Genomic DNA, 15,647 nt, shown 5'->3' on the forward strand with positions numbered 1-15,647 from the left:
AGCATCAAAAAAGGCGCCCTGCGGCGCCTTTTTCATTTCCTGAACCGAAGACCTTACATCTTGACGGCGGAGATCTGTACCTCGACGCGGCGGTTCTGGGCACGGCCCTGCGGCGTCGAATTGGAGGCGATCGGATTGGATTCGCCAAACCCGACGGCGGAGATGCGATTGCCGCCGACACCGGACTGGATCAGATAATTGCCGACACTGTTGGCTCGCTCCTGCGAGAGCCTCTGGTTATATTCGGCCGAACCGGTCGAATCCGTATAACCGTTAATGTTGATCGCGGTGCGGTCATACTTGCGCAGCACGGTCGAAACGGCATTCAGCGTGCTGTAGAAATTCGGCGAAATATCATACTGGTCCGTCTGGAAGGTGACGTTCGACGGCATGATCAGCGTCAGGCGGTCGCCATTGCGCACGACGGAAACGCCGGTGCCGGCAAGAGCACGGCGGAATTCGGCTTCCTGATTGTCCATGTAGGCGCCGATGCCGCCGCCGGCAATCGCGCCGATGGCGCCGCCGATTGCAGCCCCCTTGGCATCACCGCCGACAGCAAGGCCTGCCAGCGCACCAAGAGCGCCGCCGGCAAGCGCACCGGTACCGGTGTTATTGTTGACGGTCTGACCCGAATACGGGTCTGTGGTGGTGCAGCCGGCAAGAAACGCAACGCTCACGGCAGCGATGGTCAGTTTTTTCAGCATGATGTCCCTCAATATGAAGCTTCAAACACTTTCAAGCCGTCTCATTACGGCAATGATATGGCGCAACCGCCATTTGGATATAACAATGGTCCGTCGTCAGGCGCCGGACCATCCTGTCTGTGGGCTTTGCCCTTGGCTGTCAGTTGGTTGCCGCAGCCGTGGCACCGGTGGCACCGGCCGCCGGCGGCGGCGCAATCCTGATCTCGACACGGCGGTTCTGGGCGCGCCCGTCGGCGGTATCGTTGGTGGCAACGGGATCGGCCTTGCCGTATCCCACCGGCATGATGCGCTGCGGGCTGACGCCGCGCTGGATCAGGGCACCGGCAACGGCGTTGGCGCGCTGCTGCGAAAGCTTGAGATTGTAAGCGTCCGAACCCGTTGAATCGGTATAGCCGTTCACGTCGATATCGGTGGCATTATACTTCTGCAGCAGGCCCGCGATCACGGCGAGCGACGGCGCGAATTCCGGCACCACTTCGGCACTGTCGGTGGCAAATGTGATGCTCGACTGGAACACCAGGGCAATATATTTGGGCGTGCGGACGATGGTGACGCCGGTGCCTTCAAGCTTCTGGCGCATTTCCGCTTCCTGGCGGTCCATGTAGTCGCCCGGATCGCTGACGGAAATGTTGGTGACCGACACTTCGTCGGCGCCCGGGTTCACGCTGTTCTGCGTATTGGCCGCGCAACTTGCGAGCAATGCTGTTGCGATAACGGCGGTGATTGCCTTGGCTGACATGTTTCCCCCTTCGAGACGATCGGAATCGTCGTTGCAGATCATTGCGATAAGCGCCATAAAAACAGTATCGGGCCTGACTTAGCAAGTTTTTCCGTTCAACGACAGGTCGAATACACTGGCTCCTCTCCGGCATCTTTCACGGTTGCATGGCAACATCCGCCCTTCACATTGGCGGTGCGGGCGCGAAAACCACCAAAGGGACGGTTTCAACCAAACGCCTGCCGCTAATGGCTGATCGACGCGGCGTCATGCATCTCCGCATTGAGGCGCCGTTCCTCGTCGGCCTTCGGTTTGGAGAACCGCGCAAGCAGGAAATAGGCCACCGGCGTGACGTAAAGCGTGACGATGGTGGCAAGGCCGAGCCCGCCGACAATCACCCAGCCAAGCGCGATGCGCGCTTCCGCACCCGCACCGGATGCCAGCACAAGCGGAATGCCGCCGAGCACGGTGGAAATCATCGTCATCATCACCGGCCGCAGGCGCAGCATGGTGGCATGCTCGATGGCATCGCGCACGCTCTCGCCACGGTCGCGCAGCTGATTGGCGAATTCAACGATCAGAATGCCGTTCTTCGCCATCACCCCGATCAACAGCACCAGACCGATCTGCGAATAGATGTTGAGGCTGGTATCGGTCAGCAGCATGGCGATGAAGGCGCAGCCGATGCCGAAGGGCACGGTTGCCAGAATGATCAGCGCGCTCCACACGCTCTCGAACTGGGCGGCCAGAACCAGAAAGACGATGATGAGCGCAAAGCCGAACACCATCTCCATGCCCGATGCGTTTTCATCGAGCGCTGCGGCCTCCGCCTGCGCCTCGACATGGGCACCCGGCGGCAACAGCGGTTCGGCCAGTTCCAGCAGCCGCTGATAGGCATCGCCCAGCGCCACGCCGGGCGCAAGACTCGACGACAGCGAGACGGCGGCCTGCTGCTGCTCGCGTTCAAGCGTCGGGGCAATCGACTTTTCCTCCAGCGTGGCGATGGTCGACAGCGGCACGATGCGACCGTCGCCGGTGCGCAGGAAAATATTCCTCAAATCGCCGGGATCGTCGACCTTCCTGGTGTCGGCGCGAAGCTGGACATCATAGGATTCCCCGTCGATGAACACCTCTCCAACAGACCGGCCGTCGAGCATCGCCATCAGCGCCTGCGAAAGACCGCCGATATCGATACCGAGATCGGCCGCGCGCCGCCGGTCGAGGGTGAGCGACAGCTGCGCCTGGGTCGCATCTTCGGAAAGCCGCGGCGCGTCGAACATCGGATCGGTTTCCATGGCTTCAACCAGCGCGGTCGCCGCCTCGCTCAACCGCGCATGGCTGGAGCCGACAAGGGCCACGGAAAGCCCGTTGCCGGCACCGCGGATATTGAGCGAATTCGGCTGGAAGGCGAAGGCCTGCACGGCCGGAATGCTGCCCGCTGCCGCATTCACATCCCGGGCAATCTGATCCTGCGTGCGGTCTCGATCGGCCCAGGGCGCCAGCGACATCACCACGAAGCCGCTGTTTGTGTTATTGCCGAACCCCGAAATCGAGAAGATGCTTTCAATCTCGCCGCTCTCAATCAGCGGCTGAAGCTTCTCCTCCACCTGCTGGATGCGGTCTCGCGTATAATCAAGACTGACGCCCTGCGAGGCGGAAACCCGCATCATCAGCATCGACCGGTCCTCGCGCGGCAACAGTTCCGTGGTCAGATTGGCATAGGCAAGATAGGCCCCAAAGATCAAAAGCGCGGCAAGCGACAGCAGCACCAGCGGCGCGGCCAGCACCCAGCGCAGCGTGACGGCATAGACGCGGGCAAACAGCATGCCCAGCCGTGCGATCGGCCCCGGGTTGGTGTCCTTGTGCTGCACCAGAATGCGCGAAGCCAGCATCGGGCAGAGCGTCAGCGCCACGAAGGACGACAGCATCACCGCGAAGGCGAGCACGAATCCGAACTCGCGAAACAGGCCGCCCGCCTGCCCCGGCAGAAACGAAAGCGGCACGAAAACGGCGGCCAGCGTTGCCGTGGTGGTGATGACGGCGAAAAACACCTGCCGGGTGCCGAGAACCGCTGCCGCACGCGGGCCCATGCCGCCGGCACGCAGGCGCACGATGTTTTCCAGCACCACGATGGCATCGTCGACCACCATGCCGGTTGCCAGCACGATGGCCAGCAGGGTGAGAATATTGACGGAAAAGCCGGCGACATAAATGGCGGCCAGCGTGCCCACCAGCGCCACCGGCAGGGTGATGGCCGGAATGATGGTCGCGCGCCAGTCGCGCAGGAAAACATAGATGATCGCAACCACAATGAGCGCTGCGAGCAAAAGTGAACGAACGACCTCCTCGATCGAGCCGGAGATGAACACCGCATCGTCGCTGGAAACCCGGATGGTGGTGCCTTCGGGCAGATTGGGCGCGATTTCGGCAACGACCCGGTGCACGCCTTCGGAAATTTCCAGCGTGTTCGACTTGGCCTGCCGGATGATCCCGAGACCGATGCCCGGCTGACCGTTATAGCGCAGCGCCGTTGCGGCGGTGTCGGGGCCGAAGACGACGGTGGCGACATCGCCGATATGAACATTTTCAGCCACCCGAATATCGGCAAATTCCTGCGGCGTGGTGACATCCGCGGTGGCGCGCACGCCAAGCGCCTGGGTGGTGCTGGTCAACGATCCGGCGGGCACATCCCAGGAAATATCGGACAGCGCCGCCGTCAGGTCCGCCACCGAAAGACCGCGGCTTGCAAGCGCTGCCTGATTGATATCGATACGGAAGATCTTTTCCCGTTCGCCATAGACGGCGACATCGGCGACGCCGGGGACGGCGGCAAAACGGTCCTCGATCTCGTCTTCAACCAGCACCGTCAGGTCGTCAATGTCGAGCGTGGACGAGGTGATTGCCAGTCGCACCACCGGCTGGGAATCGGAATCCGCCTTGACGATGCGCGGCTCGTCGGCATCGTCGGGCAATTGCCCCTCGACCCGGCCGACGGCATCGCGCACATCCATCGACGCGACATTGATATCGGTGTCCTTGCTGAATTCCAGCGTCACCCGGCTCGAACCGGTGTTCGAGCGCGACGACATCGACTGCAGACCGGGCACGCGCGCAACCGCGCCTTCGATGACATTGGTCACCTCGCGGTCGACCGTCTCGGGCGCCGCGCCCGAAAAATTGGTGCGCACGGTAATCACGGGCTGGTCGACATCGGGCAGTTCGCGCACCTCGACGCCGAAAAAGGCTGCAAGGCCGGCCACCAGGATCAGTGCGTTGAACACCGCCGCGAGAATCGGACGGCGCACGAAAAGCGCGGTAAAGCCGTGCTCGCTCTCATGCTCAGCAATCGCCTTTGCCGCCTCGCTGCGCGCATCGTCCGCCTCGGGAACGGTGTTTTTTTCGTCGGAGGGGAGATTGCCGTTTTCGCGGTCGTTGTCGCTCATGACGCCGTCTCCGCCACGCCGCCGGCACCGGCGCCATTGGCAATATCGGTCACGGAAGCGCCTTCCCGCAGGCGCTGGATACCCTCGATGATCACCAGATCGTTTTCGTCGAGCCCGGCATCGACCAGCACCACATCGGGATCACGCTGGATGATGCGCACGCGGGTCTTGGTCGATTGCCCGTCGACAAGCTGCCAGACATAGGCGCCGTTGGAATCCCACTGGATCGCCAGCGGATCGACGGCCGGATAGACATCGCCGGGAAACCGCATCGACACATCGAAGGACATGCCGGCGCGCAGGGCATCGTCGTCATTGTCGAGCCGCGCGCGCACCATGAAGGTCCGGCTTGCCGCATCGATACGGTTGTCGACGGCCTGCACCTCACCCTCGAACACCTGCTGCGGCGCCGAGACCAGGCTGGCCTCGACCGGCGCGCCGGAGCGGACGGCAGTGGCAAAACGCTCCGGCACCGGGAAATCGACAAGGATCGAGGAGCGATCGTCTATGGTAACGATTTCCGAAGAGGTGGTGACATAATCGCCGACATTCACCCCGACAATGCCGGCCACGCCATCGATGGGCGCAACGATCCGGCGGCGTGACAGCGCCAGTTCGGCCGATTTGAGATCCAGTTCGGCCGACCGCTGATCGATCTCGGCATTGTAGACTTCCAGATCGGAAATCGCCGACTTGATACGGCGGTTGACCTCGGCCTGACGGGTTGCGCTTTCAAGCGCCACCTGCGCCAGATCGCGGGCCAGCACCTGTTCGCGATCATCAAGAACGGCGATCGTATCGCCCTGCGCGACCGTATCGCCGGAGGTGATCAGCAGTTCGGTAATGGTGCCGGATTCCTCGGGCAGCACGGTCACCGAACGGATCGCCTCACCGCTGCCGATGGCCGTCAGTTCATCATTGACGGTGCCCGTTGTCACCGGGGCGGACACCACCTGTATGCCGCCGCCCGAAAACCCGCCAGCCGGGCGACCGCCGCCACCGCCGGCTGCCGGCGCATCCAGAATGCCGTAGGACACAAGCACGGCCCGCCCGCCCGGCGCCAGAAAAAGCCAGGCTGCAGATCCGATTGCCAGAACACACACACTGACAGCAACCTGTTTGTAGAAACGCATCAATGTCCCCGGTTTGAAAAAGCCGTCGAAAACGCCGCGGCGGAAAATATGGATGGAAGTATCCAGATCGCCCGACGCACTGCAAGCTGTCGAATGAAACCTCACAGAATTGTAATGTTCAGCGGTGTGATTTGTCTGATTTTACACGTTTTTGGACGTGGAAATGCGGTCGAGCTGTGCATATTTTGTTCTCAGTTCAGCGTGCACCTTCACCTTTGCGTTTCAACTCACTAGATTGACGCCATGATTCAGGGCCACGACGACATACCGTTTTTCGATGATGACGATGAACCGCGCAAACCGGAAGGCAACGCCGCGCCGGCGCAACAGGGCGGGCTTGCCGCCCGCGCCATGGCGGCACGGCGCGCACCGGCGCCACCGGATTATCTCAACGGCCTGAACCCCGAGCAACGCGACGCTGTCGAGACCATTGACGGTCCGCTTCTGGTGCTGGCCGGTGCGGGAACCGGCAAGACCCGGGTGCTGACCACGCGGATTGCGCATATCCTCGCATCCGGACGGGCCTATCCCAGCCAGATTCTGGCCGTGACCTTCACCAACAAGGCCGCGCGCGAGATGAAGGAGCGCATCGGCGTCCTCGTCGGCGGCGCGGTTGAAGGCATGCCCTGGCTCGGCACGTTCCACTCCATCGGCGTCAAGCTCTTGCGCCGCCATGCCGAACTTGTCGGGCTGAGGTCCGATTTCACCATTCTCGACACCGACGATGTCATCCGCCTGATCAAGCAGCTTATCCAAGCGGAAGGCCTCGACGACAAGCGCTGGCCCGCGCGGCAGTTCTCCGCAATGATCGATGGCTGGAAGAACAAGGGACTGACGCCGGAACTGATCCCGGAAGGCGACGCCCGCGCCTTTGCCAATGGCCGCGGTCGCCAGCTTTATCAGGCCTATCAGGACCGGCTGAAGACGCTGAATGCCTGCGATTTCGGCGATCTTCTGCTGCACCCGATCCGGCTTTTCCGCGAAAATCCGGATATCCTGAAGGAATACCACCGCCGCTTCCGCTACATTCTGGTGGACGAGTATCAGGATACCAATACCGCGCAATATATGTGGCTCAGGCTTCTGGCGCAGCGCCCCGGCGATGATGACGGTCCGGTCAACATCTGCTGTGTCGGCGACGACGACCAGTCGATCTATGGCTGGCGCGGCGCCGAAGTCGACAATATCCTGCGTTTCGAGAAGGATTTCCGTGGCGCCAAGGTCGTGCGGCTGGAGCGCAATTACCGCTCCACTGCCCATATTCTGGGAGCTGCCGGCAAGCTGATCGCGCATAATGACGGGCGGCTCGGCAAGACGCTATTCACCGAACGCTCCGAGCCGGATGATGACAAGGTTCAGGTCCATGCCGCCTGGGATTCCGAAGAGGAAGCCCGCGCCATCGGCGAGGAAATCGAGCAGTTGCAGCGCGATGGCGAACTCTTGAACGACATGGCCATTCTGGTGCGCGCCTCCTTCCAGATGCGCGAATTCGAGGACCGGTTCGTCACACTCGGCCTCAATTACCGGGTCATCGGCGGCCCGCGCTTTTACGAACGGCTCGAAATCCGCGACGCGATGGCGTTTTTCCGCCTCACCTGCCAGCCGGCCGACGATCTGGCGCTGGAGCGGATCATCAACACGCCGAAGCGCGGCCTGGGTGACGCCAGCGTGCGCAAGATCCACGACTACGCCCGCGCCCGCAATATCCCGATGCTGGCCGCCGCCCGCGAGATGATCGACACGGACGAACTGAAACCGAAGCCGCGCAAGGCGCTGTTCGATGTGGTCACCCAGTTCACCCGCTGGCAGGAGCTTCTCGAGACCACGCCGCATACCGAGCTTGCAGAAATCATTCTGGAGGAAAGCGGCTATACCGAGATGTGGCAGAACGACCGTTCGGCGGAAGCCCCCGGCAGGCTTGAAAACCTGAAGGAGCTGATCCGTTCCATGGACGGGTTTGAAAGCATGCGCGGTTTTCTCGAACATGTCTCGCTGGTGATGGATGCCGACCAGAACGAGGACATGGACGCCGTATCGATCATGACGCTGCATTCGGCCAAGGGACTGGAGTTCAAGACCGTGTTCCTGCCCGGCTGGGAGGAAGGCCTGTTTCCCCACCAGCGCGCGCTGGATGAAAGCGGCCGCGCGGGCCTCGAAGAGGAACGCCGCCTCGCCTATGTCGGGCTGACGCGGGCGAAACGCAATTGCCACATCTGGTTCGTCTCGAACCGGCGCATCCATGGGCTGTGGCAATCGACCATGCCATCACGTTTTCTTGATGAACTGCCGGAAGACCATGTCGAGGTCGGCGAAACCGAAGTCTCCTACGGCGGCTACGGCCAGTCGCGCTTCGACCGGGCCCAGCCGTTTTCCAACACCTATGCCACCCCCGGCTGGAAACGCGCGCAGGAACACCGCACCGATGCCACCCGGGACAACTGGGGCACGCGGTCGGGTCATGCCGTCGAACGCATCGGCTATGGCGAAAGCGGGCCGCGCGGGCGCACGATCGAAGGCGAGCTCGTTGCCCGCAGCAGCGAAGAAACGCCGTCGCGTTTTTCGGTCGGCGACCGCGTTTTCCATATGAAGTTCGGCAATGGAAACATCGCGGCGATCGAAGGCAACAAGCTGACCATCGACTTCGACAAGGCCGGTCAGAAACGGGTCCTGGACGGCTTCGTCAAACCGGCCTGAGCACGCCCTCAAAAAGGCCCGGAGGGACACCGCGCCTCCCTCCCCCTTGCATTTTGCCCGGCATGAATGCAATTTCTCTAATGTAATGTTTACCTGTTATTATGTCGTGTAAGATTACACATGGATTACTTTTGGTTGTTCGCCCACTGATTTATTACGCACCGCCACATCCGACCGCAAAAGGCCACCGATAATATGAAGATGGCAACACGAAAGGTGCGAAGATTCGACAAACGTGTTGCCGGTGTCGCGTTGGCCGCCTTTGTGTTCGCTTCGTCTACAGCCACGCAGTTATACGCGCAGACATCGCTTCCGCCCTTCGCCGATATCTTCAGCAACAGCCCGGTTGCGATGATGCTGATCGATCCGATCAGCGGGGATATCCTGGCAGCAAACGATGCCGCACAGTCGCTCTATGGCTGGACATCAAAGGAATTCCGCAACCTTTCCATCTCCGAACTGAACCAGTTGCCCAGAGAAAAAATCATGGCGCTGATGGAAGAGGTAAGTCTGGACGAGCAGCATTATTTTCTGTTCCCCCATCGCTTTCAGGATGGCTCCGTCCATACGATGCGCATCTTCTCGTGGCCGATCACGATTCAGGACCGGACGGCGCTTTTGTCGATTGTCTCCGAAGCCAGGGATGTGCGAGCGGGCAGCGAACCGCTGGCGGCCTATTCCTCGAACCTGGTGGAAGCCGTTCGCCGGAAATCCACGGAACTGCAACACAAGTCCGGCCTGCTGAACCTGACCCTGATTGCCGCAATTGCGGTGCTTTCCGGCATTATCGTCATTCTGGCCCTTGTCCTCGTGCGCGGTCGGCGGCTCGTCAACGCCCTCAGCCGTCAGCACCTTCTGCTGCGCGTGGTCATCGACGCGATACCCGACCAGATCTATTTCAAACGGCCGAACGGCACGCTGGAAGCCTGCAATCAGGCAGCCGCCGAATTCATCGGCATGCCGACGGAAACGATCGTCGGCAAGACCGACAGGGAGATTTTCGGCCAGACCAATGACGCGCTGTTGATGCAGCAGGTCTTCGGCGACGTCAACGATGAGGGCAAGCTGATCAATCAGGGCGAGGTCACCAATCCGGCAGGTCGCAAATATACGCTTGAGATGATCAAGGCGCCTGTGATCGATGCCCGTGGCGAACGGCTCGGATCGGTCAGCGTCTGGCGGGATGTCACCGAACGCCGGCGGACGGAAGCCCGGATCGAAATGCTCGCCTACTACGATCCGCTGACAAAACTTGCCAACCGCACAAAGGCGCAGGAGGTTCTTGTCGGGCTGCTGGCAACCCACAGGGTCAGTCATCAGTATATGGCGATTGCCATCTTCGACCTCGACAATTTCGCGGCCATCAACTCGATTTTCGGTCATGCAATCGGTGATGCGCTGTTGAGAACCACAGGACGGCGGCTGTGCGACAATATCGATCCCGGCTGCTTTACGGCGCGGCTTTCCAGCGATGAGTTCGTCGTGTTCCTGACCTCACTTGGCAGCAGCGAAGAGACAGCGCGAACAGCGGCCCACAAGAAGATCGAACGGCTGCACAGCCTTCTGTCCCGCCAGACCTTCATCAACGGAAACCAGATCACTCCGAGCACCAGTGCAGGCGCGGTTCTGGTGATGCCGAATTCAGAAGGGGCATCTGAGCATTTGCGGCATGCCGATCTGGCCATGCACAACGCAAAATCGCACGGACGCGGCAGTATCACATGGTTTCACGACGGCATGGTCCAGGACCTTGTCGCCCGGTTCGATGTTGAAACCGCGCTGGAACAGGCGCTGCAGCAGGGCGGCCTCAGGCTCTTTCTCCAGCCCAAGGTGATCGACGGCGCGCCCGGACGGCATTTCGAAGTCCTGCTCAGGCTTGATCACCCCGAGCGTGGCATTATCGAGCCGGGACGCTTTATCGACATTGCCGAGGCGACGGGACTGATTGTTCCCATCGGCGCCTGGGTTCTGGAAGAAGCCTGCAAATTGCTGGCCGAACATGACGACCTGCATCTCGCCGTCAACGTTTCGGTACGCCAGTTTCTCAGGGAAAGCTTCATCGACGATGTTGCAGCGCTGCTCGAGACCTATCAGTTCGATCCGGAACGGCTGACGCTGGAGATGACGGAAAGCCTGATGATCGCCAATTTCGACCTGGCCCTTTCGCAGCTCAGGAAAATCCGGGACATGAAAATCAGGCTGTCGATCGACGACTTCGGGACAGGATATTCCGCGCTTGTCTATCTGAAACAGTTTCCACTGAACGAACTCAAGATCGACAAGACCTTCATCGCCGGCGTGCCGCATGACAGCAACGACACCTCGCTGGTTGAACTGATCATCACCATGGCGCATCATCTGGGTATCTCGATTGTGGCCGAAGGGGTGGAAACCGTTGAACAGGCAGCATGGTTGCGCGCACATGGCTGTGAGGGCCTTCAGGGGTTCCTGTTCAGCCGGCCTCAACCGGCCGACCATTATCTGACGCCGCCGCCATAAAACCGGCGCCGGGCCGCGCCGCGCACCGGCAATACGCATACCGTTTTTGGGAGAAAACACATGAAAGCGCTTCTGCTCGTCGATATCCAGAACGGCTTCTGCCCCGGCGGAAACCTCGCTGTTGCCGATGGCGATGCCGTGGTGCCGGTTGCCAACGCACTGATCGAGACGGGCGGATATGGCGTCGTTGCCGCCTCTCAGGACTGGCACCCTGAAGGGCATGGTTCCTTTGCCTCCGCGCATCCGGGAATGGCCCCCTTCACGATGGGCGAACTATCGGGAAAGCCGCAGATGATGTGGCCGGATCACTGCGTGCAGGATACCGCAGATGCCGCGTTTCACCCGGACCTCAATCTCGCCGCCATCGATTTCGTGCAGCGCAAGGGCGAAAACCCGAAGATCGATTCCTATTCGGCATTTCGCGACAATGATCACGACGCCGTCACCGGCCTCGATGCCTATCTGAAGCAGCAGGGCGTTACCACGCTCGATATCGTCGGTCTGGCGCTTGATTTCTGCGTCAAGTTTACCGCCCTCGACGCCCTTGAAATGCTGCCCGGCGTGACGGTGCGGCTGATCCTCGACGGCTGCCGCGGCATCAGCGAGGAAGGCGTCGAGCAGGCGCTTGCCGAAATGCGTGATGCGGGTGTTGCGATCATCGACCTCAAGACCGCAATCGGCAGTTAGAGCCCTTCAGGTTTATATGGAATCGTTCTGCGGCAAGGAATTTGCACCAGAACCAAGGGCTTTGGCGCAGGGCATAGCCGAAGCTATGTCCAAGCCGAAGACCGCTGGTAATGGCGCAAATTCATGCCGCCCTGCGGGTTTGCCGAAACCGGCCATCCACTTTGTCGAAGCCCTTCGCCATAGCTATGGCTATGCCGCGCGGGCTTCTTCGCGTGGAATGACCGGTTTGGGCAAACAGAACTGTTTCCATATAAACCTGAAGGGCTCTAGGCCGGCATTTCCAGAGCGACAATTTCATCGCCGAAACTTTCCATGCGCTTCATCAGCAGCGCTTCTGCATCGCGCAGCCCGCTGTTGTAGAAGACCGGCGCGAATTCGCGCGCGATGATGTCCGCGAACAGTTCAGCCTGCAGATTGCCGATCTCGCAGTCGAATTCTGCCATGCAATATTCCCGCAACCGCTCCGCCAGGGCGGCTTTTTCGCGTGCGCTGAGCCTGATCATCGGGGTGTTTCCTCACGTTTGATCCCATTATCAATTCTTCTCATTTGTGCCGGCAATGCAAAGACGGTAAACGGACATAAGTCTCGTTTCCCCTCCTGCAGTTCTTCTGCCGCTCCTTTTCGGGGATCAAACCCGCCATCATCAGGAGATTTTGTCCACGTGTCAGAGAAGACGGAGTTTTCAAGCGGCCTGAAATCCGGCCTCATCCCTGCCCTTTCGGCAGCGCCTTTCGGCATGCTGTTCGGCGCAGTCGCCGTTGCGCAGGGCCAAAGCGTGTTTGAAACCGCGCTGATGAGCATAACGATCTTTGCAGGCGCCAGCCAGCTTGTCGGCGTGGAGCTTTTCGGACAGCGGGTTGCACCATGGCTGATCATCGCCTCGATCGTCGCCGTCAACTTCCGGCATGTGCTTTATTCCGCCGCCCTGACACCGGTGATCGCGCATTTCTCACTGCCGAAAAAACTGACCGCCTTCTTCCTGATGACCGATCCGCAGTTTGCCGAAGCGCTGAAACGGCACGAACGGGAAGAACGCGTCACCTTTTCCTGGTATCTCGGCGCCGGACTTGTGCTCTATGTCCTCTGGAACATCATGACGCTGATCGGCGCGACGCTTGGCGGGCTGATCAGCGATCCCGACGCGCTTGGCCTTGACGTTCTTCTGCCGATCTATTTCCTGAGCCTTGTCATCGGCTTCAGAAAGCGGCCGAATTTTCTGCCTGTGGTCGCCATCAGCGCGCTGGGTTCGATCCTGGCCTATGCCACCATCGGTTCGCCCTGGCATGTCAGCATCGGTGCTGTTGCCGGCATTCTGCTTGCCGCAATCCTGCCGCCCGACACCAAAAAGGAGGCGGCACAATGAGCGACTTCACCAATGACCACATGATCCTCGTCATTCTGGGCGCCGCGGTCGCAACCTACATGACGCGGATTGCCGGCTACCTCCTGCTTTCGGTGGTCTCCGACATTCCGCCGCGTGCAGAAGCGGCGCTCAACGCCATTCCGGCCGCCGTGCTGACGACGCTGGTGGCGCCCGCCTTTTATGCCGGCGGCTGGGAAAGCAAGCTTGCGATTGCCGCAGCCCTTGTCACCGGGCTGCGTTATGAATCCCCCCTGCCGATGATCGCGGTCGGCTGGTCGATCGTGATGGTCTGCCGCTACTTCGTCATGGGCTGAGGGGCTTCGTCGCCTGTTCAAGCCAGGCGCGTTCGCCCTCATCGGAGACGAGCGGCATCAGATTTTCGCAGGTTTGCGCGTGATAGCCATCCAGCCAGTCGCGCTCCTCATCCGTCAGCAATTCCGGCATGACCAGGCGGCGATCGATCGGGCACCAGGTCAGCGTTTCAAAGGAAAGCATCGGGATCTCGCCGCCTTCAACCGGTTCCGCCGCCTTCACCAGAAGCAGGTTTTCGATACGGATGCCGAAGGCCCCGGGCCTGTAATAACCGGGCTCGTTCGACAGGATCATGCCGGGTTTGAGTTCCGGCGTGCCCAGCCGTGACAGACGCTGCGGCCCTTCGTGAACGGAGAGATAGGAGCCGACACCGTGCCCCGTGCCGTGGGCATAGTCGACACCGGCCTTCCAAAGCGCGATGCGGGCCAGCGGATCGAGATCCATGCCACGCGTGCCGGCAGGAAAGCAGGCCGTGGAAAGCGCGATCATGCCCTTCAGCACCAGTGTGAAGAAACGCCGCTTTTCGTCATCCACGACGCCAACAGGAAGTGTGCGAGTGATATCCGTGGTCCCGTTTTGGTACTGCGCGCCCGAATCGACAAGATAAAGCTCCCCCGCCCCAAGCCGGCGGTCGGTGTCGGTGGTTACCCGATAATGGATGATCGCCGCATTGGGCCCCGCACCGGAGATTGTATCGAAGGAAATGTCGCGCAGCGGGTTCTGCATGCGCTTTCCGACGGAAGACCGCGCCGCTTCGAGCGCCTTTGCAGCTTCAATCTCGCTGACGGTTCCGGCCGGCTGAGCGTCAAGCCAGCTGAGGAACGTCACCATGGCCGCGCCGTCCTGCAGATGGGCCTGACGTGTCCCGGCCTGCTCTCCGTCATTCTTGACGGCGCGGGCAGCGACAACCGGATCGGCGGCGTCGACAATGCGGCCGCCTGCATCCTCGATGATCTGCAGCGCGGCATAGGGCACGCCCGAACGATCGAGCATGATGGAAAGCCCTTCGCGCGCAAGCACCTCAAGATGGGCCGAAACGGCTGTCGGGGCCGCAAGCGTGGCAAGCCCGCGAATATGTGCTTCAGCCTCCCCGGAGACTTTTTCTGCCGCCAGAAACAGCGTGGCGCTGCCATCCGCCCTTACGATTGCGCGCGACAGCGGCGTCGGGGTGTGGGCGACATCATTGCCGCGAATATTGAAAAGCCAGGCAACGGAGGTCGAATCGGCGATCAGCACCGCATCCGCCCGGTTCTTGCGGGCGGTTTCGGCAACGCCGGCAAGCTTTTCTTCCGCCGGTTTTCCGGCAAATTGCTGCGGCTGAACAGAAACCGGCGCAGATGGCAGCGCAGGCTGGTCATCCCAGATGCGGTCGACCGGGTTTTCAGACAGCAGAACGAGTTCGCCGCCGATGTCCCCGAGCGCCGCTTTCAGGCGTTCAACCTCGCTTGGCGTATGCAGCCAGGGGTCGATGCCGAGACGCATACCCTCCGGCCTGTTTTCGGTGAGCCATGCAGTGGGCGGGCAGCCCACCAGATCGCCGCCGGAAATCAGCGCCGGATCTGTCTGCATTTTCAGCTGGGAGGTATAGCGACCGTCGACAAACACGATCGCGGTTTGAGCCATCACCAGCGCCATGCCGGCAGAGCCGGTAAAACCGGTGAGCCAGGCAAGCCGTTCGGCTGAAGGCGGCACATACTCGCCCTGATATTCGTCGGTGCGCGGCACCAGCACTGCATTGATTCCCAAGGACGGGAAAAGCGCGCGCAAGGCCTTGATGCGCGGGGCGGCCTGCTCCGGGCGGGCGGAAACGTCGTAGGACTGAAACATGAAAATCACCAATCAATTCGATCGGCGCGACGATAGAGCGATTCATCCGCCATCACAACAATTGGCGTTGGCGCTTCACACATGGCGCGCCCTGCCCCGGGAACGGGCATCGATGCACATTATTCGTGCAGCATGACAGGCGTTTTGCCAGTTCCACAAAAGAGCATGCGTTTTCTGCATGGCTCCCATTCGACTACCCACCTGCCTGAAGCGAAAGGCACGGCCTATATTCCAGACAGTTGATTGATGAAGGCTTCGCGCCGGTG

The 15,647-nt window shown here is 60.9% G+C and carries 12 protein-coding genes; 6 read left to right on the forward strand and 6 right to left on the reverse strand.

The window, feature by feature from the left end:
- Positions 1-53 precede the first annotated feature (53 nt).
- The 4 genes from ABID12_RS02760 to ABID12_RS02775 form a co-directional block, all read right to left on the reverse strand.
- On the reverse strand, positions 54-704 hold the full coding sequence (locus tag ABID12_RS02760; RefSeq protein WP_354433010.1) for a YiaD family glycine zipper/OmpA-like lipoprotein: 651 nt from the start codon (positions 702-704) through the stop codon (positions 54-56).
- 139 nt (positions 705-843) lie between these two features.
- Positions 844-1,500, reverse strand: coding sequence for a YiaD family glycine zipper/OmpA-like lipoprotein (locus tag ABID12_RS02765; protein WP_106301844.1), 657 nt, complete (start codon positions 1,498-1,500; stop codon positions 844-846).
- 167 nt (positions 1,501-1,667) lie between these two features.
- Positions 1,668-4,865: an efflux RND transporter permease subunit gene (locus ABID12_RS02770; protein WP_354433011.1), complete on the reverse strand. Its 3,198-nt coding sequence runs from the start codon at positions 4,863-4,865 to the stop codon at positions 1,668-1,670.
- On the reverse strand, positions 4,862-5,998 hold the full coding sequence (locus tag ABID12_RS02775; RefSeq protein WP_354433012.1) for an efflux RND transporter periplasmic adaptor subunit: 1,137 nt from the start codon (positions 5,996-5,998) through the stop codon (positions 4,862-4,864). Before ABID12_RS02775 ends, ABID12_RS02770 begins: the two co-directional genes overlap by 4 nt.
- Positions 5,999-6,241: 243 nt before the next feature.
- On the opposite strand from ABID12_RS02775, the gene ABID12_RS02780 reads away from it, so the two are divergent.
- The 3 genes from ABID12_RS02780 to pncA all read left to right on the forward strand — a co-directional run bounded on the left by ABID12_RS02780 (position 6,242) and on the right by pncA (position 11,878).
- Complete coding sequence (locus ABID12_RS02780; RefSeq protein WP_354433013.1) at positions 6,242-8,692, forward strand: ATP-dependent helicase; 2,451 nt, start codon at positions 6,242-6,244, stop codon at positions 8,690-8,692.
- Positions 8,693-8,908: 216 nt separating this feature from the next.
- A complete protein-coding gene (locus ABID12_RS02785; RefSeq protein WP_354433014.1) occupies positions 8,909-11,191 on the forward strand; it encodes a sensor domain-containing protein in 2,283 nt (760 codons plus the stop codon).
- A gap of 60 nt (positions 11,192-11,251) precedes the next feature.
- The gene (gene pncA / locus ABID12_RS02790; RefSeq protein ID WP_354433015.1) at positions 11,252-11,878 is read left to right on the forward strand and encodes a bifunctional nicotinamidase/pyrazinamidase; all 627 of its coding nucleotides are present in this window, start codon (positions 11,252-11,254) and stop codon (positions 11,876-11,878) included.
- Positions 11,879-12,144: 266 nt separating this feature from the next.
- Here the strand turns inward: pncA and ABID12_RS02795 are convergent, their stop codons facing one another.
- A complete protein-coding gene (locus ABID12_RS02795) occupies positions 12,145-12,381 on the reverse strand; it encodes a DUF2164 domain-containing protein (protein WP_354433016.1) in 237 nt (78 codons plus the stop codon).
- Between the two features lie 159 nt (positions 12,382-12,540).
- On the opposite strand from ABID12_RS02795, the gene ABID12_RS02800 reads away from it, so the two are divergent.
- Together ABID12_RS02800 and ABID12_RS02805 are read left to right on the forward strand one after the other, a co-directional pair.
- Positions 12,541-13,242 (forward strand): AzlC family ABC transporter permease, encoded by a 702-nt coding sequence (locus ABID12_RS02800; protein ID WP_354433017.1) that lies wholly within the window; start codon positions 12,541-12,543, stop codon positions 13,240-13,242.
- Entirely contained in the window at positions 13,239-13,556 is a 318-nt protein-coding gene (locus ABID12_RS02805) for an AzlD family protein (RefSeq protein ID WP_354433018.1), read from the forward strand. Before ABID12_RS02800 ends, ABID12_RS02805 begins: the two co-directional genes overlap by 4 nt.
- On the opposite strand, the gene ABID12_RS02810 is transcribed toward ABID12_RS02805, so the two are convergent.
- Entirely contained in the window at positions 13,546-15,381 is a 1,836-nt protein-coding gene (locus tag ABID12_RS02810) for an aminopeptidase P family protein (protein ID WP_354433019.1), read from the reverse strand. The two genes, ABID12_RS02805 and ABID12_RS02810, sit on opposite strands and share 11 nt — an antisense overlap.
- On the opposite strand from ABID12_RS02810, the gene ABID12_RS02815 reads away from it, so the two are divergent.
- Complete coding sequence (locus ABID12_RS02815) at positions 15,380-15,517, forward strand: hypothetical protein (protein WP_354433020.1); 138 nt, start codon at positions 15,380-15,382, stop codon at positions 15,515-15,517. The genes ABID12_RS02810 and ABID12_RS02815 overlap by 2 nt on opposite strands.
- Positions 15,518-15,647: the final 130 nt, after the last annotated feature.

This window comes from Martelella mangrovi, from assembly GCF_040545495.1.
Classification (GTDB): Bacteria; Pseudomonadota; Alphaproteobacteria; order Rhizobiales; family Rhizobiaceae; genus Martelella; species Martelella mangrovi.